General features: G+C 53.4%; 25 protein-coding genes. 11 read left to right on the top strand and 14 right to left on the bottom strand.

Going from position 1 to position 20,972, the window contains the following annotated elements; genetic code table 11:
• From AC6F7T_RS00635 to AC6F7T_RS00595, 9 genes are all read left to right on the top strand, one after another.
• Window positions 1–235 (top strand): acylphosphatase (locus AC6F7T_RS00635; RefSeq protein ID WP_500716013.1); only part of this gene is annotated, 235 nt, incomplete at its 5' end.
• A 35-nt stretch (window positions 236–270) separates the two neighbouring features.
• The gene (locus AC6F7T_RS00630) at window positions 271–1,275 is read left to right on the top strand and encodes a 4Fe-4S binding protein (protein WP_500716012.1); all 1,005 of its coding nucleotides are present in this window, start codon (window positions 271–273) and stop codon (window positions 1,273–1,275) included.
• Window positions 1,276–1,745: 470 nt separating this feature from the next.
• Window positions 1,746–2,177, top strand: a complete 432-nt coding sequence (locus tag AC6F7T_RS00625) for a TOBE domain-containing protein (protein ID WP_500716011.1) — start codon at window positions 1,746–1,748, stop codon at window positions 2,175–2,177.
• A 184-nt stretch (window positions 2,178–2,361) separates the two neighbouring features.
• The gene (locus AC6F7T_RS00620; RefSeq protein WP_500716010.1) at window positions 2,362–3,165 is read left to right on the top strand and encodes a substrate-binding domain-containing protein; all 804 of its coding nucleotides are present in this window, start codon (window positions 2,362–2,364) and stop codon (window positions 3,163–3,165) included.
• Window positions 3,166–3,355: 190 nt separating this feature from the next.
• Window positions 3,356–4,042, top strand: a complete 687-nt coding sequence (locus AC6F7T_RS00615) for an ABC transporter permease (RefSeq protein ID WP_500716009.1) — start codon at window positions 3,356–3,358, stop codon at window positions 4,040–4,042.
• Window positions 4,043–4,046: 4 nt separating this feature from the next.
• Window positions 4,047–4,730, top strand: coding sequence for an ATP-binding cassette domain-containing protein (locus tag AC6F7T_RS00610; protein ID WP_500716008.1), 684 nt, complete (start codon window positions 4,047–4,049; stop codon window positions 4,728–4,730).
• Window positions 4,727–5,968, top strand: a complete 1,242-nt coding sequence (locus AC6F7T_RS00605) for a molybdopterin-binding protein (protein ID WP_500716007.1) — start codon at window positions 4,727–4,729, stop codon at window positions 5,966–5,968. Before AC6F7T_RS00610 ends, AC6F7T_RS00605 begins: the two co-directional genes overlap by 4 nt.
• A 29-nt stretch (window positions 5,969–5,997) precedes the next feature.
• Window positions 5,998–7,938 carry a molybdopterin biosynthesis protein gene (locus AC6F7T_RS00600; protein WP_500716006.1) on the top strand — a complete coding sequence of 647 codons (1,941 nt, stop codon included), beginning with the start codon at window positions 5,998–6,000 and terminating at the stop codon, window positions 7,936–7,938.
• 78 nt (window positions 7,939–8,016) lie between these two features.
• On the top strand, window positions 8,017–8,925 hold the full coding sequence (locus AC6F7T_RS00595; RefSeq protein WP_500716005.1) for a substrate-binding domain-containing protein: 909 nt from the start codon (window positions 8,017–8,019) through the stop codon (window positions 8,923–8,925).
• Between the two features lie 21 nt (window positions 8,926–8,946).
• Here AC6F7T_RS00595 and rsmI read toward each other — a convergent pair whose 3' ends face one another.
• From rsmI to AC6F7T_RS00545, 10 genes are all read right to left on the bottom strand, one after another.
• Complete coding sequence (gene rsmI / locus AC6F7T_RS00590) at window positions 8,947–9,810, bottom strand: 16S rRNA (cytidine(1402)-2'-O)-methyltransferase (RefSeq protein ID WP_500716004.1); 864 nt, start codon at window positions 9,808–9,810, stop codon at window positions 8,947–8,949.
• A complete protein-coding gene (locus AC6F7T_RS00585) occupies window positions 9,807–11,774 on the bottom strand; it encodes an NAD(+) synthase (protein ID WP_500716003.1) in 1,968 nt (655 codons plus the stop codon). The genes rsmI and AC6F7T_RS00585 overlap by 4 nt, the downstream gene beginning before the upstream one ends.
• Before the next feature lie 30 nt (window positions 11,775–11,804).
• Window positions 11,805–12,176, bottom strand: coding sequence for a YraN family protein (locus AC6F7T_RS00580; RefSeq protein ID WP_500716002.1), 372 nt, complete (start codon window positions 12,174–12,176; stop codon window positions 11,805–11,807).
• Window positions 12,169–12,810, bottom strand: a complete 642-nt coding sequence (rnhB, locus tag AC6F7T_RS00575; RefSeq protein WP_500716001.1) for a ribonuclease HII — start codon at window positions 12,808–12,810, stop codon at window positions 12,169–12,171. The genes AC6F7T_RS00580 and rnhB overlap by 8 nt, the downstream gene beginning before the upstream one ends.
• A 73-nt stretch (window positions 12,811–12,883) precedes the next feature.
• Window positions 12,884–13,231 (bottom strand): 50S ribosomal protein L19, encoded by a 348-nt coding sequence (gene rplS, locus AC6F7T_RS00570; protein ID WP_500716000.1) that lies wholly within the window; start codon window positions 13,229–13,231, stop codon window positions 12,884–12,886.
• A gap of 203 nt (window positions 13,232–13,434) precedes the next feature.
• Window positions 13,435–14,196, bottom strand: coding sequence for a tRNA (guanosine(37)-N1)-methyltransferase TrmD (trmD, locus tag AC6F7T_RS00565; protein ID WP_500715999.1), 762 nt, complete (start codon window positions 14,194–14,196; stop codon window positions 13,435–13,437).
• The gene (gene rimM / locus AC6F7T_RS00560) at window positions 14,193–14,756 is read right to left on the bottom strand and encodes a ribosome maturation factor RimM (protein ID WP_500715998.1); all 564 of its coding nucleotides are present in this window, start codon (window positions 14,754–14,756) and stop codon (window positions 14,193–14,195) included. The genes trmD and rimM overlap by 4 nt, the downstream gene beginning before the upstream one ends.
• A 24-nt stretch (window positions 14,757–14,780) precedes the next feature.
• Entirely contained in the window at window positions 14,781–15,050 is a 270-nt protein-coding gene (gene rpsP, locus AC6F7T_RS00555) for a 30S ribosomal protein S16 (protein WP_500715997.1), read from the bottom strand.
• Window positions 15,051–15,122: 72 nt separating this feature from the next.
• Window positions 15,123–16,475, bottom strand: coding sequence for a signal recognition particle protein (gene ffh / locus AC6F7T_RS00550; protein ID WP_500715996.1), 1,353 nt, complete (start codon window positions 16,473–16,475; stop codon window positions 15,123–15,125).
• A gap of 86 nt (window positions 16,476–16,561) precedes the next feature.
• A complete protein-coding gene (locus AC6F7T_RS00545) occupies window positions 16,562–16,864 on the bottom strand; it encodes a putative Se/S carrier-like protein (RefSeq protein WP_500715995.1) in 303 nt (100 codons plus the stop codon).
• Between the two features lie 128 nt (window positions 16,865–16,992).
• On the opposite strand from AC6F7T_RS00545, the gene AC6F7T_RS00540 reads away from it, so the two are divergent.
• Window positions 16,993–17,250, top strand: a complete 258-nt coding sequence (locus AC6F7T_RS00540; RefSeq protein WP_500715994.1) for a hypothetical protein — start codon at window positions 16,993–16,995, stop codon at window positions 17,248–17,250.
• Complete coding sequence (locus tag AC6F7T_RS00535) at window positions 17,247–17,753, top strand: DciA family protein (RefSeq protein WP_500715993.1); 507 nt, start codon at window positions 17,247–17,249, stop codon at window positions 17,751–17,753. Before AC6F7T_RS00540 ends, AC6F7T_RS00535 begins: the two co-directional genes overlap by 4 nt.
• Here the strand turns inward: AC6F7T_RS00535 and AC6F7T_RS00530 are convergent.
• From AC6F7T_RS00530 to purD, 4 genes are all read right to left on the bottom strand, one after another.
• Window positions 17,750–18,499 (bottom strand): methyltransferase, encoded by a 750-nt coding sequence (locus tag AC6F7T_RS00530; RefSeq protein WP_500715992.1) that lies wholly within the window; start codon window positions 18,497–18,499, stop codon window positions 17,750–17,752. The two genes, AC6F7T_RS00535 and AC6F7T_RS00530, sit on opposite strands and share 4 nt — an antisense overlap.
• Window positions 18,500–18,604: 105 nt before the next feature.
• On the bottom strand, window positions 18,605–18,916 hold the full coding sequence (locus AC6F7T_RS00525; protein WP_500715991.1) for a cytochrome c3 family protein: 312 nt from the start codon (window positions 18,914–18,916) through the stop codon (window positions 18,605–18,607).
• A 113-nt stretch (window positions 18,917–19,029) separates the two neighbouring features.
• The gene (gene purE / locus AC6F7T_RS00520; protein WP_500715990.1) at window positions 19,030–19,554 is read right to left on the bottom strand and encodes a 5-(carboxyamino)imidazole ribonucleotide mutase; all 525 of its coding nucleotides are present in this window, start codon (window positions 19,552–19,554) and stop codon (window positions 19,030–19,032) included.
• Complete coding sequence (gene purD / locus AC6F7T_RS00515; protein ID WP_500715989.1) at window positions 19,547–20,845, bottom strand: phosphoribosylamine--glycine ligase; 1,299 nt, start codon at window positions 20,843–20,845, stop codon at window positions 19,547–19,549. The genes purE and purD overlap by 8 nt, the downstream gene beginning before the upstream one ends.
• Window positions 20,846–20,972 lie beyond the last annotated feature (127 nt).

Raw genomic sequence — 20,972 nt, 5'->3', positions numbered from 1 at the left:
GGGGGTCTGGTTTCGTCAGAGCACCAGGGAACAAGCTGCCGAACTGGGCGTCACCGGCTGGTGTCGTAACTGTCCCGACGGCAGCGTCGAAGCGGTATTTCAAGGGGAAAAGCAAGTTGTTCAGAGGGCCATTGACTGGTGCCATGAGGGGCCGAAGACGGCGCGGGTTGACCATGTCGATATTGAATGGCTTGCTTCTGGTGATGAATTGAACATCTTTGAGGTTCGTGCATAAATCGCTGGGCCTACTTTCGCAGGAAAGGATTCACCATGACCCATCTGCTTAATCCGCGCCGAGTCGACACCTGGCGGAACATCATCCAGTGGGGGTTTTTCCTTTGGATATTGTCCCTGGGTATCCGCTTTGGACTGTTTGTCCGCCATTTTGAAACAGCCGGAGCAACTCCTTTTGTCTCACGGCCCCCGGGAGTGGAAGGATTCTTGCCAATCGGGGCGCTAATGAGCCTGAAACATTGGCTGATGAACGGCATGTTAGATGCGATTCACCCCGCTGCACTGATTCTCTTTATTACCTTCATGGCGATGAGCCTGCTGGCAAAAAAATCATTCTGTTCCTGGTTGTGCCCGGTCGGGACCTTGTCGGAGGGCATGTGGAAAACCGGCCAACGCTTTTTGGGGCGGAATTTTCAGGTCTGGAGCCGGCTTGATATCCCCTTGCGTGGACTGAAATACCTGTTATTTTTCTTTTTCGCCAAAACCATCCTCTACGATATGCCGGCACAGGCAATCAGCAGCTTTATGCGGGCCCCATACTGGGCCACCAGTGATGTCAAGATGCTTTATTTTTTTAAACAGATGTCCGTGACTGCCGCGGTCGTCATTCTCGTTCTGGGCGCTTTGTCTCTGCTTTACAAAAATTTCTGGTGCCGCTATCTCTGTCCTTACGGTGCCCTGCTCGGGCTACTGAGCATCTTTAGTCCGATGAAAATCAGGCGGGATGATGCTCAATGTCACAGTTGCGCTAAATGCGCCCGTCATTGCCCCTCGTCCTTACCGGTACACCGAAAAAAAACCATCCACAGTCCGGAATGTATCGGTTGTGTCAGTTGTGTCGAAAGCTGCCCCAGAAGCGCTCTGGCCATGTCTCTGCCACGGCTGAAGCAACCCCTGCCGCGGTGGGTGTTCCCTGTGCTTGTCGTGGGAATTTATGCTGGAGGAGTCACTTTCGGCATGATCACCGGAAACTGGCAGACATCTCTGAGCTACCAGGATTATCAGCAGCTGATACCGCTGATAAACAGAGTCGGGCATTAAGTGCCACCAGCAGTAACCCCTGTCGCCACAAAAACATACATCTGGCCCACATGGCACGATGCTCCTCCCCTCCTCACCCAGTCCAGACATACAAGGTTTTATCCTGTCCACCAGGCCAACTCATGTTACTTTTAGTATTTTATTGTTATTTCTAGTTCATTGTAGAAAAAATCCACATAGCGTGGAAATATTCTACACAAACAGGCCAACAATCGGACACCATCATTCCTCCCAGCAGTAAAAAATGTCCCTGTATCCCTAGTTTGCCACCATTCAAGGCCCATAAACAGAATCCGGCACTTGTCTTGCAGCTAAAATAAGGCTATTAGTTATATATAGTTGTTTTTGGTTTGTTATGGATATTTAAATCCAGACATAACATTAACCTCTGATTACTGTAACTGTTTATCCTGAAGGATCATGGACGATGATCAATCTGATGTAATCAGAATAACCCTTGACGGGAGGCAATGATGAAAATCAGCACAAGAAACGTATTAAATGGAAAAGTGACGGCAATAAAACGCGGCGCGGTAAATTCAGAGGTAGAGATGACAATTGCCGGAGGACACAGGATTGTAGCCATCATCACTAATGAGAGCGTTGAGGCGTTGGGCCTCATCAATGGAAGAAACGCTTTTGCCTTGATCAAGGCTCCCCTGGTGGCTATCGGCAAGGACATTGCCGGTATGAAATTCAGCACCCGAAATATTTTGGAAGGCACCATCAAAGACATCACTCACGGATCGGTTAATGGTGGAGTGACAATCGACCTTCCAGGTGGCAACTTGATGGAGGCTATCGTTACTGAGCATAGCATTGCCGAACTGAAACTGAAAGTAAACGACACGGTAACGGCCTTTTTTAAAGCGTCACATGTCATTGTTGCTGTCACAGATTGAATGAAAACCAGTAGAAGTTAAAACACCACAGTACCCACTTATAAGGATATTGTTTTCAGTTGGTCCTGAATAAAACCGTGGTGATAAAAGACCTGGATTGAAACCCAACCATTTATCAGGCGTTGTTAGGTGATTTCGGTGCGGCACAATAGTGTCGGATTCTTTAACTCAAGGAGAAATGATCATGTCTATATTTCGTATTTTATTATCCGTTTTGCTCATGTTATCGCTGGCCGGAACAAGTTTCGCTACGGAACGATTACGCTTGTCCACTACGACTTCAACCGAGAACTCCGGGCTGCTCAAGGTACTTGTCCCTCCTTTCGAGAAGAACAATGATTGCCGCGTCGACGTCATTTCAGTCGGCACGGGCAAGGCGCTAAAACTGGGCGAAGCAGGGGACGTCGACGTCGTCCTGGTGCATGCACGCACATTGGAAGACAAGTTCGTTGCGGACGGGTTCGGGGTCAATCGAAAAGATGTCATGTACAACGATTTTGTTATTCTCGGACCAGTCGCTGATCCGGCCGGGGTCAAAGGGTCGAAGACAACCTCCGAAGCTTTTTCCAGAATTGCCGGAAAAAAGATATCCTTTGTCTCTCGTGGGGACGAGTCAGGAACACATCAGAAAGAGAAAGAGATCTGGCAGGCCGCCGGTGTGACCCCGACGGGGTCCTGGTATATGGAGGCCGGCCAGGGCATGGGTGAAGTGCTTATCATGGCAACAGAAAAAGAAGCCTATACGATGTCCGACCGAGGTACTTACAATGCCTTCAAAAAATCAAAAACCGACCTGGTCATTGTCTTCGAGGGCGAAGAGGGCCTGTTTAATCCCTATGGAGTAATAGCCGTAAATCCGCAAAAACACCCGCACGTAAAATACGATCTGGCAATGAAATTTATTAACTATATCACCGGTCCTGAAGGACAAAAAATTATCGCCGAGTTCAAGGTCGACGGCGACCCGCTTTTCTTCACCTACAAATAACTGGTTTCCTTACTGAAGCGGTTCTTTTGCGTCCTTTCTTACAAGAAGTACTTCACTGTGACTATCCCGATTCTCCGGATGGTCACAGTGAAGTTTCCGGACGGAAATTATTTAGCTTCATGAATGATCCGATTCACCGTCAGCTCACCTTATCCCACTGAGTAAGGAAACGTCCAAAGAAGGTTTACTAATGGAATTTCTTTTTGAATCTCTGCGCACCGCCTTAACCCTCATCCTTGCCCTTGATTTCGATGTCGTCGATGCGGTCGGCACGTCTCTGAAGGTGTCGATCTGGTCGGTTATTCTGGCTGCTACGGTGGGGATTCCCTTCGGAGTAGCCGTCGCGGTGAATGAGTTTCGCGGAAAGCGGATCCTGATCACCCTTATCAACACTCTAATGGCATTGCCGACCGTGGTTGTTGGCCTGGTCGTATATGGTTTTCTAAGCCGCCAGGGACCCTTAGGTGAGTTGTCATTGCTTTTTTCTCCAGCCGCTATGATTATCGGCCAGACAGTACTGGCCCTGCCAATTGTCGTCCATTACTCACTGGGTGCAGTGCGGGGTGCAGACGCACGGATACTACCAACGGCCAGGACCTTGGGAGCGGGACCACTAAGATGTTTGATCAGACTCGTTCTTGATGTGCGTTTCGGCATTGTCGCAGCTGTCATTGCTGCATTTGGCCGAGTGGTTGCCGAGGTGGGAGTGGCAATGATGCTCGGTGGCAACATCCGCGGTTACACACGGTCAATGACAACCGCGATTGCCCTGGAAACAAGTAAAGGAGAATTCGCTTTCGGATTAGCCTTGGGAATTTTTCTGATGGCTGTAGCGCTGTTCATTAATATCCTTTTCAATGTGATGCAGGAGCGATAAGCACATGTCGGCACTTTACCAACTTAAAGATATTGGACGCAGGTATGGCACCCGCCCGGTTCTTGACATTGACTCGCTCCAACTGCAGGCAGGTCGGCTTTATACGCTGACTGGAGCAAACGGATCCGGAAAAACCACATTATTACAAATCCTTGCCTTCCTCCAGCCGCCCAACTCCGGTAACCTAATTTTTCGAGGATTACCGGTGACCTGGTCAAGGGGAGTACTGCGACAATTACGTCGGGAGGTCACTCTGCTACATCAGTCACCTTATCTATTCGCCACCAGTGTCTACGCAAATGTGACTTTTGGTTTAAGGTCCAGGGGGATCAGGGGAGAGAAGCTTCGACGGGCAGCCATGGCTGCCCTGGAAACCTGTGGTCTCAGTGGCTTTGAGGGGCGCAGCGCACGAGAACTTTCAGGGGGAGAGGCGCAAAGAGTCGCCATGGCCCGCGCCCTGGCATTGCAACCAGCCGTGCTTCTTCTCGACGAACCTTTAGCCAACGTAGACAGCGAGACGTCTTCTCTTTTGCTCCAGGTGATTCGCTCTTTGCCGAAAGCTGGAACATCCGTTATTATGACCACCCATGATCCACGCCATCAGTCCGACCTCAATAGTATAACGATCCATCTGGAAAATGGTTGCGTTGTTTCGAATGCAACCTCATCACACTCAGGGATATTATGAAATCGGTTTTTTTAAATACTTACAGTCGTTTTGAATTCGAGGACTTATTGCAATCCTTTCCGCCCGTCGGCACCGAAACTGTCGCTTTTAATCGCTCGTGCTATCGAGTCTTAGCTGAAGAACTTATTTCCCCTGAGGAACTCCCAGCCGCCAGGCGGTCGTCGATGGACGGTTATGCCTTGCGAGCGGCCGATGCCTTTGGGGCAAGCGACAACAATCCTGCCTACCTCGAATGCACGCGCCGTCTGGAAGTAAATGAATATCCGGATTTCACACTGCAATCGGGGGAATGCGCCTGGATTGCTACCGGAGGGGTATTGCCGCAAGATGCCGACAGCGTAGTAATGGTCGAATATACGCAAGAGATAGGTTCCGCAACCATCGAGATTCGTCAAAGTGTAGCTCCAGGAGAAAACATGATGGAGCGCGGTGAAGACGCAACGATCGGGCAGAGAATGATTTTACCCGGCAGCAGATTACGTCCCCAGGAGGTTGGGTTACTGGCAGCCCTCGGCATCACCGAGGTAACAGTTCATCGGCGGCCGCGTGTTGCTATTCTCTCAACCGGAAATGAACTGGTAGCTGCTACCGAACATCCCGCTCCGGGCCAAGTCCGAGACGTCAATGCCCATACCATTGCCTGTCTGGCCGAAGAGGCGGGTGGGGAGCCCATCCATTGCGGTATTGTTGGCGATCATCTTGAGGAACTGTTGCCGGCACTTAAAAGTGCCCTCGCGCAAAGTGACGTCGTCTTTCTTTCCGGCGGCAGTTCCAAAGGGACACGCGATCTGACCATCGCAGCCCTGTCTGAGATACCTGGTGCTGACATTCTGGCTCATGGAGTGAGGATCAGCCCGGGCAAGCCCACAATTCTGGCCCGGGTAGGGACTAAGGGCGTTGTTGGGTTGCCCGGCCAGGTCGGCTCGGCTCAGGTGGTGATGGCCGTGCTGGGTCGCCCCTTCCTCCGACACCTTGCCGGCGATCATCAGGCATTCTCCCAAAAACTGCGGCCACTACGCCAAGCACGCCTTGGGCGCAATCTATATTCTCGCCAGGGGCGGGAAGATTTTGTCCGAGTAAAGCTCGAGCCGGGGCCGGAAAAAACTCTCCTGGCACAGCCGGTAATGGGCAAATCGGGGCTGCTTCGCTCGCTGTTACAGAGCGATGGGCTTCTTGTCATCCCGGCCGAAGTAGAAGGATTCCAGGCGGGAGAAGATGTCGAAGTCTGGCTTCTTTGAAAAACGCACCCCCAACAGGGACACACACTATGTCTACTCGCAACATCTATCTTAAAACTATGCCACCCGCCGATGCGGTTACTAAGGCCAAAGCTGTTCTTGATCGTGAGCGGCTTATCAAAAAGGAAATAATTCCGGTTTCCGAGGCTTCCGGTCGAGTGACCGCAGCTCCGGTCTACGCCCGCTATTCTGCTCCCAGTTTCCACGCAGCGGCAATGGACGGAATCGCCGTATGGGCAAAGAAAACTTACTTCGCCCGAGAGGGGTATCCTGTCCGACTTGAGCCTGAAACCGATTTTTTCCCCGTCAACACTGGCGAGCCCATCCCCCCTGGAATGGATACCGTTATTAAAATTGAAGAGACGATCGGGACCTCCTCTGGTGCCATTTTCATTGAATCTCCACACTTTCCGTGGGCGCATGTGCGCCGTGTCGGTCAGGACATTGTGGCAAGCGAACTGTTGCTCACGTGCAATCATCTTCTTTCCCCTTATGACATTGGTGCCCTTTTGGCCGCCGGTGTGTGGGAGATAGAGGTTTGGGAGCGGGTTAAGCTGGTGTTTATTCCAACCGGCAGCGAAGTACTTGACTTCGCCTTGCGCCCATCTCCCGGGCTGGGACAGATCGTAGAAAGCAATTCGCAAATATTTTGCGCATTAGCCCGTTCCTGGGGAGCTTTGCCCAACAACGTTTCACCAGTGCCCGACAATCCAGAGATGTTACGAGAAGCAGTTCAACAAGCCCTCACCTCTGACGCCCAGGTGGTTGTCGTAGGGGCAGGATCTTCGGCTGGAGAAACGGATTATACTGCCAGGGTTTTTGCTGAACTGGGTGAGGTACTTGTACGTGGACTTGCCATAAGTCCCGGCAAACCCACGCTGCTAGGCGTCGCAGCCGGCAAATTGCTGGTGGGAGCCCCTGGATATCCGGGCAGCGCCGTTGCTTGCTTTGAAGAGGTCCTGGCCCCTTTAGTCGCCTGGCTGGGACGTTCTATTTCTGTGGAACGCGAACGCCTGAATGTCAAGCTTACCCGCAACATCCCTTCCCCGCTGGGCACCGAAGAGATGGTGCGACTGGCCGTTGGGCGCATCGCTGGAGAAGCTCTGGCAGTTCCCTTGGGAAGAGGCTCCGGAATGATAACCAACCTCGCTAAAGCCCAGGCACTGCTGCGGGTGACGGCCGCAAGTGAAGGAGTTGACCAGGGAGATACAATGGAAGCGGAATTGCTGGTACCAAGGTCGGTTCTTGACCAGGTACTACTGCATGTGGGCAGCCATGACATCTTGCTCGACTTCCTGGCCAATGAACTCATGAGTCTCAACCAACCGGTTCGTTTGGTATCCAGCAATGTCGGCAGCCTTGCGGGATTGGCAGCCATCCGGGATTGTTCAGCCATGTTTGCAGGGAGCCATCTCCTCGATCCGGGAACAGAAGACTTTAACTTCCCTGCTTTAGCGAAGTACCTCCCCGGCATCGATGTCTATGTGATCAACCTTGCCATTCGCCACCAGGGCCTGATCGTCCCTAAGGGCAATCCCAAGCGGTTGCAACAGATTGAGGATCTTGCGCGTGAGGAGGTTACCTTCATCAACCGCCAACGTGGTGCCGGCACCCGTATCCTGCTTGATTACCATCTACAGAAGGCTGGCATTGACCCCTCAAATATCCGTGGCTATCAGCACGAGGAATTTACTCACATGGCGGTGGCAGTGAATGTGCTGAGCGGCGCCGTAGACACAGGCCTCGGAATCAGTTCTGCTGCCCGTGCATTAGATCTTGACTTTGTCCCCCTGGCTCGAGAGCGCTACGACATCGTCATTCCCCGCATTTTTCTGAATGATCCAAGAATACAGTCCCTGCTTTCGCTTCTCCAGCAATCGGAGTTGAAGTCTAAAATTGAATCGTTTGGAGGATATGAGACCACTTTGACCGGTCGGGAAATGGCTCCAGGGATGGGACTTGACGGCTAAATTATTATTTTCTATCCTTGTCCCGCGCCGGCAGGTATTCAGGTTCCCATGCAACGGTTTAAACCAAGCGAGTAAATTATGGAAAAACTTCTCTCAACCAAAGACGTTGCAGAATTTCTGGGAGTCAACGAGAAGATGGTTTACACCCTGATCAACGAGAAGGGTCTGCCGGCGACGCGGATCACCGGAAAATGGTTATTTCCAAAACATTTGGTCGAACAGTGGGTGGTGAACAAGACCCTTAACTACCCTCAACAAATGGAATCGGCTGTCCAGGTCCCTAACCTTTTGTTGGTCGCCGGCAGCAATGACATTTTGTTGGACCGGACACTGGCGCTCTTTCAACACGAATATCCGGAATACGTCGCCATGTTTGGCAACCTGGGCAGCCTTGGGGGACTGCGGGCTCTACGTGCGGGACGTTGTCATCTTGCCGCCAGCCATTTGGCTGAGGAAAACGGGGAAGAATACAATTTTTCCTATGCGGCAAGTGAACTGGAAGAGTTGCCGGCAGTTGTCAACTTTTGCCGTCGCCAACAGGGACTCTTGGTCCCCAGGGGAAATCCCCGCAATGTTCAGGAGATCAGCGACATTGGCGCCAAGGAGCTGAGAATTGTCAACCGGCCCCTTGATGCCAGCACTCGATTGCTCCTTGATCGTGAGCTGAAAAAAGCAGGTCTCGACTGTCGCGACATCAAGGGATATGAGCACGAGTTCAATAGCCATCTTGAAATCGGCCTGGAGGTCATGTCCGGGCGTGCGGACACCGGTCTGGGCATCAGCGCTGTAGCATGCTTGCTTGGACTCGACTTTTTACCTTTGCGCTGGGAGCGTTTCGATCTGCTGATACCCAAGGACGGCTTTTTCACCAAAGCAACGCAGTTGTTTCTGGACCTTCTTCACAGTAGCGCGTTCCACGATCTGATCCAGGGTCTGCCCGGATATGACCTGACCTTGAGCGGCAAGATGATTTATCCACGGGAGTAAACCAGCATCCTGCCTTATTGATCAACCGGAACCCTCTTCGTCCCCCTCAACCTCCTTCTTCCGCAATGCCAGAGACTCCCGATAAACTTCGCTGCCGGCGACGCCATGATCACGCGCAACCAACTTGACAATTTCTTTCCAATCAAGATCAGTGGTCTGGCGCAAATGGAGCAACTGCTCTGCTATTGTCATCGCCGGTGCCTGCCGGGGTGCCGCTGCCAGCATGATGACCAACTCCCCTTTCACGCTCTCCCGCTCGGAAAAGTCGGTGAGTGCTTCTTGTGCCGTACCGGCAAACAACTCTTCATGACGCTTGGTCAATTCACGCGCAATGGCAACCCGACACTCACCGCCACAGATCTCAACAATATCGGACAAGGTTGCCAGCAAGCGGTGGGGAGCTTCGTACATGACCTGGGTCGTTGATTCATCACTACAGCGTTGCAACACAGTACGTCTGGCCTGGGTCTTGGCCGGCAGAAACCCGAGAAAGCGAAACCCTTCCGTCGGCAGTCCGGCAATGGACAGTGCGGCGATCACGGCAGAGGAACCGGGTACGGCTACTACCGGAATTTCTTCATGATGACAACGCTGCACCAGTTCATAACCGGGGTCGGCAATACAGGGGGTACCGGCATCACTGATCAGGGCGATACTTTCACCCTCCTTAAGACGCGCCAGGAGCTGCTCAGCGCGCCCTTTTTCGTTGTGATCGTGGTACGAAATCAGCCGTGTGGCAATACCGTAATGGCTCAGCAGTTTGCGGCTATGGCGGGTATCTTCGGCGGCGATCAAGACCACCTCCGCCAAAATCCTGACGGCCCGATAGGTCATATCTTCAAGATTACCGATCGGCGTAGCCACAACATAGAGGGTTCCGCTCACTGCAACCGCTCCAGCTGACTAAGCCACAGGGTTGCCAGCGCATCACTTGGCATGCGCCAGTCACCACGCGGTGACAGCGCCACAGTGCCAACCTTGGGGCCATCGGGCAGACAGGAGCGTTTAAACTGCTGACTGAAAAAACGCCGATAGAACTGCTTCAGCCAGCCGGTCAACTGCTCACGACTGTATTCGCTAGAAAAGACCTGTTCGGCCAGCATCAGCACCTTTTGCGGCGGGTAGCTCAGACGTACGACCTGGTAGAGGAAGAAATCATGCACCAGGTAGGGGCCAATCACCTGCTCCGTCAACTGATCGATTTCACCATCAGCAGTTGGCGGTAACAGCTCGGGGGAAATAGGGGTGGCACAGACGTCGCGCAACACGGCAGAAATATTACCGCTGAATTCCTCCTCGGCACACCATTGCACCAGATAGCGCACCAGGGTCTTGGGCACACCGCTGTTGACTGCGTACATGGACATATGATCACCATTGTAGGTACACCAGCCCAGCGCCAGTTCAGACAGATCACCGGTGCCGATAACCAGGCCGGAAACCTGGTTGGCAATATCCATCAGAATCTGGGTGCGTTCGCGCGCCTGGCTATTTTCGTAGGTAACGTCATGAACTTCAGCATCGTGACCGATATCACGAAAATGCTGCTCAACCGCAGCGTGAATCGGAATCACCCGCAACGTCACCCCCAGCTCGGTAGCGAGTTGTTCGGCATTATTGCGGGTTCGGGTTGTGGTTCCAAACCCGGGCATGGTGATCGCTACAATCCCCTCGCGCGCCAGGCCGGCAAGATCATAGGACTTAACCATCACCAGCAATGCCAGGGTCGAATCAAGACCACCGGACAGGCCGATAACAGTGGTGCGGGAACCAGTATGGCGCAAGCGTCTGACCAGCCCACTGGTCTGGATCTGAAAAATCTCGCGACAGCGCTCCTTGCGCTCGGCAGCGTCAGGCGGAACGAAGGGCGTTCGTGTCAGCGGCCGCAACAGCTCGGAGATGGCACGCCGGGGCAATGGGAACGGAATCATCCGGGGCGGCGATGCCGGAACGCTGTCGGCAAAGGAACGGTTGCGTTGACGCTCGTTCTGCAGGCGGGCGATATCGATATCGGCCACCGCCAGTTGACTTTCGAAGGAAAACCGCGCTGTCTCGGCAAAAACCTGGCCGTTTTCGGCAATCAGCGAATGTCCGGGGAAAACCAGATCGGTACTCGACTCACCCGGTCCGGAGCCGGCGTAAACATAAGCGGCCAGGCAGCGGGCCGACTGCGAGGCCACCAGATTGCGACGATATTCATATTTTCCAAGGATTTCCGGGCTTGCCGACAGATTGAGGAGCAAACTAGCGCCGGCCAATGCCTGATAACCACTGGGGGGCTGTACGGCCCACAGATCTTCACAAAGTTCAAGGCCGACCAGGATCTGCGGGTCATCAGCCGCAGAAAAAAGCAGATCGGGACCAAAGGGAATTTCACTGCCCCCCAGGGTAACGGTTGAAAAGTTGGCATCCGCGGCCGAAGCGAACCAGCGCTGCTCATAAAATTCGCCGGTGTTGGGCAGATGCGTCTTGGGCACCAGCCCATGGATGAAGCCACCACTGATCAGCGCTGCACAGTTGAACAGCCGCCCCGAGACCGCCAGGGGAAGCCCAACCACAACCGCAATATCTGACGTTGCCGTCCATTTTTCCAGGGCAAAAAGCACCTCAACCACGCGGCGCTGTAAAACCTCCTGAAAAAATAGATCACCACAGCTGTAACCGGTCAGACACAGCTCGGGAAACACCACCAGGGAGCAGGACTGTTCGACGGCACGCTGGGCGAGGCAACAGATCTCTGCAAGATTTGCATCAGGGTCCGCCAGGTGCAATTCCGGCGTAGCCGCTGCGACCCGGACAAACCCATGGGAGCGTGGATCAATTGCCGTGGTGTTTATTTTATTGGTCATTGATGGACACTCCTTAACGATAGAGAGCCTTCAGCCAGCCAGGGTAAAGGCATTCTGGATATGATTGACTTCCGGCGCCTGCCCGGGAGGTGCCAGAATGGCAATCACATCGAAACGAGGGTGAAGGCGCGAAACTTCCGGTTTTTTCAGATACCACTGGGCACTGCGAATAATTTGCCGCTGCTTTTTTATGCCGACAGCATCCTGCGGCAATCCGAACAGGGCACTGCGCCGGGTTTTTACTTCAACAAAGATCAAATCATGGCGCTTTTTGGCAATGATATCAATTTCTCCCAGGGGACAGCGAAAATTACGTTCGATCAGAGTATAGCCCTGTTCGCGTAAATATGCAGCCGCGACCTCTTCGCCATAGGCTCCCAGAGCCAGGCGCCGCTCAGTCACGCAAATGCTCCTTGACCCCGGCGAAGGTTTTGCGATGAAGATAGGATGGCCCATGTTCAGCAATGGTTGCCCGATGTTGCAGCGTTCCGTATCCTTTGTGGGAGGCAAAACCGTAAGCGGGCAATTGGCGATCATAGCTGAGCATGATCCGGTCGCGTATCACCTTGGCAACCACCGAGGCTGCGGCAATGGAAAGGGAACGACTGTCCCCCTGTTTGATACATTGCTGGGAAAGATTTAAAGGTACGGGTGAAATTCCGTCGATCAACAGGTGATCTGGAGAAAATGGCAAACGGCCAATGGCGCGGCTCATGGCCAGTAGAGTCGCCTGGAGGATATTCAGGCGATCAATTTCTGCGGTGGAAGCGACACCAATGCCGACAGCACGTGCCTGTTGGTAAATTTCCGGATAGAGGGATTGGCGCCGACGCTCACTGAGCTTTTTGGAATCGGTCAAACCAGACAGGGAAAAGTATTCGGGGAGGATAACCGCAGCGGCAACAACCGGACCAGCCAGAGGACCGCGGCCGGCCTCATCTACTCCGGCTATGGATTGAAAACCGCGCTGCCGTGCCCGCTGCTCAAACTCCAGAGAGGTGAGCGCTGGAGAGTCGAACAAACTCAAAGGTGTCATCCTGGTCGCCACCTTCATCAAAAAAAAGCCCCCAGATCAAATGCTGGAGGCTTATTAAACAGTTGAGCAGGAATTAGGCGGTACGCTTTTCCACAATCCGGGCAGCCTTACCACGCAGGTTGCGCAGGTAATACAACTTGGCACGACGGACTTTACCGACGCGCACCAGTTCAACCCTTTCGATGTTGGGTGAATGCACCGGAAAGATCCTTTCGACGCCGACACTGCCGGACATTTTGCGTACGGTGTATGACGAGCCAAGGCCGCTGTTGACACGCTTGATGCAGACACCTTCATAAACCTGAATCCGCTGCTTGTCCCCTTCGGTGATTTTAACGTGAACCTTGAGGGTATCACCCGCCTTGAAGAGGGGGATATCCTTGCGAAGTTGTTCATTTTCTAATCTATCGATGATGTTCATGCCTTATCCTCCTGAAAAATGATTCTATTCTTGTCTTTCGACGTTATCTATTTGTAACTATTCAGCTCTATCCTTGCGCAGGGCCTTTGGATCCTGTGGCAAGGGTTTTTGTCGCCATGGACGGCGACAAAAAGCGGTCATGGATGACGAAAAGCGTCCCTTGACATAGAATTCCCGACCCGGTGCTGAACAGATACATCTATTTAATTATTACTCCGCTGAGTAAAGAACCTGTCAGTCTCGCCACGCAATCCTTCAAGAATCCGGCGATCGTCAGCACTGAGGTCGGCCTTTTCCAGCAAATCGGGGCGGCGCTGCAGAGTACGCAATAACTGCTGTTCGCGGCGCCAGGCGTTGATGCGGCGGTGATCACCCGAAAGCAACACGTCCGGCACGGCAACATCATTAAAAACCGGCGGCCTGGTATACTGGGGATACTCCAGCAAACCATCGGTAAAAGAATCGCTTGTCACGCTGTCTGCTGAGCCAAGGACTCCCGGCAGATAACGGGCAATGGCATCAATCATCACCAGTGCCGGCAATTCACCACCGGTCAGGACAAAGTCGCCAATGGAAAATTCTTCATCCACCAGCGTCGCGCGAACTCGCTCATCAAACCCGGCATAGCGGCCACAGAGAAAGATAAGCCCCTCTTCGGTGGACAAACGCCGGGCATGCTGTTGGTCAAAAGGGACGCCCTGAGGCGACATCAGCAACACCCTGGCAGCCGGGGTGCGGCGCTTCAATGCAGCGACGGCCCGCGCCAAGGGTTCGGGCTTGAGCACCATCCCATCGCCACCACCATATGGCGCATCATCGCAACTCAGATGCTTGCCCTCGGCCCAGTCACGCAGATTGTGGGTTTCAACCTCGATTAACCCCTGCTTCACTGCACGCCCGAGAATGCTTTCGCGCAGCGGCGAATCAAGCATTTCCGGAAACAGGGTAACAACATGGAAAATCATTCTCGTTCCGGCACCAGCCCGGCCGGCAAATCGACCTTGACAACTCCCTGTTCCAGGTCAATCGCTAAAACAAACTCTTTAACAGCGGGAATCAGCACTTCACCATATACCCCCTCGACCACGTAGGTATCGTGGGCGGCGGTGGTGAATATTCTGACCAGACGGCCGAGATCACCATAATGTCGGTCTATCACCTGTAATCCCGACAATTCTTGCCAATAATATTCATCATCGTCGAGCTCAGGCAAGGCGGACTCCGGCACCTTCACCTTGCTGCCAACCAACGGCTCGGCCAGTTCGATACGATCAAAGCCTTTGAGCCGCATCAGCGCCACCCCCTTGTGGGGAATCTGGCGACTGACAGACGCCAATATAACCGCACCGTTCGGAGCTTCCAGAACAACCTCGGCAACTGTAAGCAGAACAAACAGATCACCTGAGTGCGCTCGGACTTTGATGTCGCCCCGCAGGCCATGGGTGCCGACAACATCAGCGACATGGAGCAAGTGATCATGATCTTTCTGCTGTTTGTCAGAGCCGAGCAAAGGCAATCCTGTCATCTGTACTGCCGAGCAAAAGAGGGCTTAAGCCGCCGGCGAGCCTTTGAATTTTGCCCAGACACCGGAAAGACGCAGTAATCTGCGTACCGTATCAGTAGGCTGGGCGCCCTTCTGCAGCCACTCCAGCGCGCGATCTTCTTTGAAATCAACCAAAGAAGCTTCCAGACGCGGGTTGTACTGCCCTAATGCTTCAATAAACCGGCCATCCCGTGGGAAACGCTCATCGGCTACAACTACCCGATAAACTGGTTTTTTCTTGGCGCCACCGCGGGCGAGCCTGATTTTTACTGCCATGCTGTCTGTCCTCCTGGTGTTTCACATAAATTATTGGGGTGTCCTGGATAAAAGATTACCCCGTCATACTGTTTAAAATGGAAGCTGACCACCGCGACCAAGCATTCCCTTGAGCCCTTTAGGACCCATTTTCTGCATCTTTTTCATCATCTTCTGTGCTTCAACAAAACGCTTTAACAACTGATTGACATCCTGAACCCGGGTACCACTCCCCCTGGCAATGCGCAGGCGCCGTGATCCGTTCAAAATCCGATGATCCATCCGTTCGCGCGCCGTCATTGAGCGGATAATAGCTTCGATCTTCTGGATTTCCTTTTCCGGCAACTGCATTCCGGACGTCTGCTTCATCATCTTGCCGGCACCAGGAATCATCTTCAGCAGGGAATCAATCGACCCCATTTTTTTAACCATCTGCATTTGCTCAAGGAAGGTTTCCAGGGTGAACCCATCCTTGCGCAGCTTGGCTTCCATGGCAGCGGCATCATCCGCCTCGACGGCAGCCTGGGCTTTTTCAATCAGGCTTAAGACATCCCCCATGCCAAGGATGCGCTGGGCCATACGATCGGCATGAAAAACCTCAAGGGCATCGAGCTTTTCCCCCATACCGATGAGCTTGATCGGCTTGCCGGTGACTGCACGAATCGACAGAGCCGCACCACCACGGGCATCACCATCCATCTTGGTCAGGATAACGCCAGTCAGCGGCAGTTGCTCATTGAAGCTCGCCGCCACTGTCACCGCATCCTGCCCGGTCATGGCGTCAGCGACAAACAGAATTTCCTGTGGCACGACTGCCTGGACAATCCCCTTGAGTTCACCCATCAACTCGGCATCAATATGCAAACGACCGGCGGTATCGAAAATAATTGTATCAAAACCGTTGAGCTCAGCATAACGGTGTGCCCGGGTACAGATGTCAACAGGTCTGTCTTCTGCCGACGAGTCAAAAACCTCGATCCCCAACTGCCGACCCAGGGTCTTTAACTGCTCGATAGCTGCCGGCCGATAAACATCGGCGGGGACCAGCAACGGATTGCGCTTATCGCGCCGCAGCTTGAGTGCCAGCTTACCACAACTGGTTGTTTTACCCGCCCCCTGCAACCCACAGAGCATCAACGACACCGGAGGCTTGGCAGCCAGCCGCAGGGAGTTGTCTTCCCCCTCGCCCATCAGGCGCGCCAGCTCTTCCCGCACAATTTTTATAACCTGTTGCGCCGGAGTCAGGCTCTTGAGAACATCCTGCCCCACTGCGCGCTCACTGACCGTGGCAACAAAATCCCTGACAACGCGGAAATTCACATCGGCCTCAAGCAGCACCAGGCGGATTTCGCGCATGGCTTCTTTGATCTGCTTTTCGTTTAACCGCCCGTGACCACGCAGTTTTTTAAATACTGCATCCAGCTTGTCAGAAAGATTATCAAACATAAAACCTATCGCTGCTACTTACAAAGGAGCAAAAGTAAAATTTATCAACCCCATTTGTCAAGACAAAACTCTACCGCCAGAAAGACTCACAAAATCTGTGTATATATACCCGCTTGCATCACCCAGAGTTCGGCGATAGGGACTCCGTCACGACCAAGCATGTCGTCAATTCCGGCGTGCTCAGCTTGAGCAAAACACAGCGCCAAACCACAGTCTGCGCTCAGCTGTCGAGGCGCTGGAATCAACCTAAAAGCAATACCTGCCGCCTTCAGGATTTTTTCTGCCTTAAGCACCCGATGGACCGAATGAAAAACGGCAACATAATCACCCTCTTTTACCACGACACCTCGACAAATTGATGATTGACATGCCCCCATCCGGTCGCGCATAGTGCCATGTTTGTACTGTTGGCGCAAGAAACAATTGACAGCAACCGTCGATCAATTGACAGATCCCTCAAGGGCGCAGTAAAGTTGCTGGGTTTTAAGAAGAGTTCATCCAAAAAGGAACACCTTTGTTGCCCGATACTCACGTGTTGCCACTGATTATACTGCTTTTAATCGCCTTCGCCGGCAACCTGCCGTTAGGCTATCTGCGCGAGAATGCACCGAAGTATTCTCTGCGCTGGATGCTTTACATCCATGCCTCCATCCCGCTACTGATTATTGTCCGCCAGTTTTATGGTTTCAGCTGGCACTGGATTCCTGCCACCCTGGCCTGCGCTGTCATCGGCCAGATGCTCGGTGGCTGGATGTGGCGTCGTACCCACCCATGAGTACCGGCAAACGCCCGCCACTCAAACAGGCGCAGAGTGTTAACACCCTGCTCAAGGAAATGCTTGGCAAGCCCGGGCTTGGTGAACAGCTTACCCGGCATCAGGCCTGGCTGGTATGGGATAAAATTGTCGGCAAGCAGATAGCGGCACGGGCACGACCTTTACGCTTACGCAGAGGAGTTTTGGAGATCGCAGTCGACCACCCGGTCTGGATGCAACAACTGCAAATGATGAAAACCCAGATCCTTGCCAAGATTCAGGAGCAGACACCAAAAGCTGGCATCACCGACCTCTATCTACGCAAAACCGGCCATTCAATGCCCCCCGCGCCTGCGGCAACAGCACCGACTAAAGCCCCTCCCCTGGAAGACATTGAGCTCAGTGCCGCTGAACGATCCCACATCGATCACCTGGTCAAACACATTAATCACCCTGAACTTCGGCAGGAACTACGGCGGCTCTTTTGCTTGCAGGCAAAACTCCAGAGAAAGCGCGATTCCTAACCTTCTGCACCGACACAGCGATACATCTGCTCAACCTCTTCACTATAGCAGCGCTCTGCCTGACAACCCACATAGAGAACCAGGGGCTGTTCCACCTTCAGACCAGGACGCCCCCCCTTGTTCCCCTCAACCAGGACCAGCCGGGCATCGCTGCTTGCCGTCGCATGAACCATCCGCAAACGCTTTGGTTCGATCCCAGCCCGCGTCATGGCGCCAAACAACAGATTAAGCCGCTCGGCCAGATAGACGACAGCAAAGCGCCCGCCGGCTTTCAGTAACCAACCGGCTGCTGCCGCAAAATCCTCAATGGTTCCGGCCAACTCGTGGCGCGCGCGAGCACGCTCATCATTAGGGGCGACACGACCGCTGGCAGCCGAACGATAAGGGGGGTTGCTCACCACCAGATCCATACTCCCGCCGGCAACAATCTCTTGTATCCGGCGGATATCCCCCTGATAAATACTGATACGCCCGGATAAGCCATTCAATGCAACGTTGCGCCGGGCGCGCGCTGCCATTTCCTCTTGCAGCTCAAAACCAAGAATTTTTTCAGCAGCACCCAGGTATGACAGTAACAGCGGCAACACGCCGTTGCCCGTGCCCAGATCGGCAATCTGCCGGCATGGCGCCAGACAAACAAAGCGCGCCAACAAAACGGCATCAACCGAATAACGATGGCCGGCTTTCGCCTGCCACAGTTGCAGATTGCCAGGCAGTAATTGATCGAGGGTTTCAGCGGTGCCCATGTTATTCTTTCACACCCATCAAAAAAAAACGAACGCCAACCCGGATGAACCGGACTGGCGCTCGTAAACAATCAATATCTAGCTGATAAAACGAATAAAAACGTTCTAACGCTTGTGACAGTCGTTACAGGTGCCCTTCATACCGGCACCCTTGTGACAATCGATACAGAAGGTGTGAAATTCACCCCGGGGAGCCTTGGTTGAGGGAGCGGCGGCACCATCATGACAGCTGCGGCAGGCAGCATCGTTGGAGCCTTCATGGTGACAGGTGATGCAATCGGCACCAGCATGCTTGGCATGCTCGAAAGTGACGTTGCCATTCTTGGCTTCAAAAACAACTTGGTCTGGTGCTGCAATGGCATACACAGCAATACCAACGACAGCAAAGACGGCCAGCAATACAACAAGCTTCTTCATTTTTCTACTCCTCCTGATAAAAGAAAACAACCTACGACAAAAAAACAATCTACCGGTCGCTAAAGTAAAATGACAGCTCACCTGATGTCAACAAAAATTGTATACAGTGTCCGTTAAACCAGCCCCTCAGCACGTAACTTTTCCTGCAATCGATCGGACTTTTTAACGACTCCGGCAGCCATTTCCTGTTTGAACTCATCCAGTTTTTGTTCCAACTGCAGATCAGTAGTCGCCAGCATGCGCACGGCGAATAATCCGGCATTACGTGCCCCGGCAGGGCCAATCGCCATGGTAGCCACCGGAATACCGGCCGGCATCTGTACCATCGCCAGCAAGGCATCCAGCCCGCGTAGCGACGTAGCATCGATCGGCACCGCAATCACCGGCAGGGAGGTTTCTGCTGCCACCACACCGGCCAGATGAGCAGCTGCCCCGGCACCGGCAATCAGCACCTTGATACCGCGCTCACGTGCACTGCGCACATACTCGGCAGTTCGTTCGGGAGTACGGTGGGCGCTGGAAACAATCATCTCAAAGGGCACCTCAAACTGCTTGAGCGCCCGTCCGGCTTCGGCCATCACCTCATAGTCGTTGTCACTGCCCATCAAAATTCCCACCAACGGCTTTTTTTCACTCATTTTTTTCTCCTGCACAAGCTGCATGCTGTAATGCCCGGGCTCCAATATCCCGGCGATAATGAACATTGTCCCAATGAATTTTCTCAACCGCCTGATAAGCGCTACTGATCGCCTGCGCGACGGTTGAGCCCAAGCCGGTGACGCCAAGTACCCGGCCCCCAAGATTGACGATTTTCCCCTGCTCCAGGCCGGTGCCGGCATGAAAGACCATAACATCCTTCATTGCGGCAACTTCCTCGAGTCCGGAGATGGGCAAGCCTTTAGCATAATCAGATGGATAGCCGCCACTGGCCATAACCACGCACACGGCTGCCTTGTCGTGCCATTCGATGGTTTTATTATCGAGATTACCCTCGGCACAGGCCTTGAGGATCGGCACAATATCTGACTTCATCCGCATCAGCAACGGTTGCGCTTCCGGGTCACCGAAACGAGCGTTGTACTCCACCACCCGCGGTTTACCATCCTTGATCATTAAACCGACGTAGAGAATGCCACTGTAAGGACAACCATCTTTTGCCATCCCGACAATGGTCGGATGGACGATGGTATCAACAATGATCTGATGAAGTTCCGCTGTGACCACCGGTGCCGGTGAATAAGCACCCATGCCTCCGGTATTGGGTCCCTGGTCCTGGTCATAGACCCGTTTGTGATCCTGGGATGAGGCCAGCGGCAGGATCGATGTGCCATCGGTAAAGGCAAAAAAGGAGGCCTCCTCTCCTGCCATAAATTCTTCGATAACAATGCAACTGCCGGCGGCGCCAAAGACCTGATCGAGCATCATCTCGTCAAGGGCGGCAAGGGCCTGTTCTTCGGTCATGGCAACCACCACCCCCTTGCCGGCTGCCAGACCATTGGCCTTGATGACAATCGGCGTCCCTTGCTCCTTGACATAGGCCACGGCATCGCCATGATCGCTAAAGCTGCGATAGGCGGCAGTGGGGATCTGATGACGCTCCATCAGTTCCTTGGAGAACCTCTTGCTTCCTTCGATCTGGGCAGCTTTCTGTGTTGGTCCGAAAACGGTCAGCCCGGCGGCCTGAAAATGATCGACAATCCCCAGGGTCAACGGGACTTCAGGGCCAACGACGGTGAGACCAATCTGCTCGGCCCGGGCAAAGTCGCACAGTCCCTCAATATCATCTGCTGCGATATGAACACATTCGGCCAGCTGGGCAATACCGGGATTTCCGGGCGCACAGTAGATCTTTGCGACCAGCGGCGACTGGGCAATCTTCCAGACCAGGGCGTGCTCACGCCCACCACCACCGACTACCAGAATGTTCATTGTTACTTCCTTTCATTTATGCGTGAACCCGAATGCAGCGACTCACGCCCCGTGGGGCGAATTTTCATAAAGTAACTTTTTTTATTATCACAAATCTTTGACAGAACACTTCCCCCCTTGACAAAGG

The organism is Pelovirga sp. (genome assembly GCF_059864205.1).
This window is presented reverse-complemented; position numbering and strand designations above follow the sequence as displayed.

Coding starts and splice junctions, on each gene's coding strand:
- AC6F7T_RS00630 (WP_500716012.1), top strand. CDS start 271: ATGACCCATCTGCTTAATCCGCGCCGAGTCGACACCTGGCGGAACATC.
- AC6F7T_RS00625 (WP_500716011.1), top strand. CDS start 1,746: ATGATGAAAATCAGCACAAGAAACGTATTAAATGGAAAAGTGACGGCA.
- AC6F7T_RS00620 (WP_500716010.1), top strand. CDS start 2,362: ATGTCTATATTTCGTATTTTATTATCCGTTTTGCTCATGTTATCGCTG.
- AC6F7T_RS00615 (WP_500716009.1), top strand. CDS start 3,356: ATGGAATTTCTTTTTGAATCTCTGCGCACCGCCTTAACCCTCATCCTT.
- AC6F7T_RS00610 (WP_500716008.1), top strand. CDS start 4,047: ATGTCGGCACTTTACCAACTTAAAGATATTGGACGCAGGTATGGCACC.
- AC6F7T_RS00605 (WP_500716007.1), top strand. CDS start 4,727: ATGAAATCGGTTTTTTTAAATACTTACAGTCGTTTTGAATTCGAGGAC.
- AC6F7T_RS00600 (WP_500716006.1), top strand. CDS start 5,998: ATGTCTACTCGCAACATCTATCTTAAAACTATGCCACCCGCCGATGCG.
- AC6F7T_RS00595 (WP_500716005.1), top strand. CDS start 8,017: ATGGAAAAACTTCTCTCAACCAAAGACGTTGCAGAATTTCTGGGAGTC.
- AC6F7T_RS00585 (WP_500716003.1), bottom strand. CDS start 11,774: ATGACCAATAAAATAAACACCACGGCAATTGATCCACGCTCCCATGGG.
- rnhB (WP_500716001.1), bottom strand. CDS start 12,810: ATGACACCTTTGAGTTTGTTCGACTCTCCAGCGCTCACCTCTCTGGAG.
- rplS (WP_500716000.1), bottom strand. CDS start 13,231: ATGAACATCATCGATAGATTAGAAAATGAACAACTTCGCAAGGATATC.
- trmD (WP_500715999.1), bottom strand. CDS start 14,196: ATGATTTTCCATGTTGTTACCCTGTTTCCGGAAATGCTTGATTCGCCG.
- rimM (WP_500715998.1), bottom strand. CDS start 14,756: ATGACAGGATTGCCTTTGCTCGGCTCTGACAAACAGCAGAAAGATCAT.
- rpsP (WP_500715997.1), bottom strand. CDS start 15,050: ATGGCAGTAAAAATCAGGCTCGCCCGCGGTGGCGCCAAGAAAAAACCA.
- ffh (WP_500715996.1), bottom strand. CDS start 16,475: ATGTTTGATAATCTTTCTGACAAGCTGGATGCAGTATTTAAAAAACTG.
- AC6F7T_RS00545 (WP_500715995.1), bottom strand. CDS start 16,864: ATGCGCGACCGGATGGGGGCATGTCAATCATCAATTTGTCGAGGTGTC.
- AC6F7T_RS00535 (WP_500715993.1), top strand. CDS start 17,247: ATGAGTACCGGCAAACGCCCGCCACTCAAACAGGCGCAGAGTGTTAAC.
- AC6F7T_RS00530 (WP_500715992.1), bottom strand. CDS start 18,499: ATGGGCACCGCTGAAACCCTCGATCAATTACTGCCTGGCAATCTGCAA.
- AC6F7T_RS00525 (WP_500715991.1), bottom strand. CDS start 18,916: ATGAAGAAGCTTGTTGTATTGCTGGCCGTCTTTGCTGTCGTTGGTATT.
- purE (WP_500715990.1), bottom strand. CDS start 19,554: ATGAGTGAAAAAAAGCCGTTGGTGGGAATTTTGATGGGCAGTGACAAC.
- purD (WP_500715989.1), bottom strand. CDS start 20,845: ATGAACATTCTGGTAGTCGGTGGTGGTGGGCGTGAGCACGCCCTGGTC.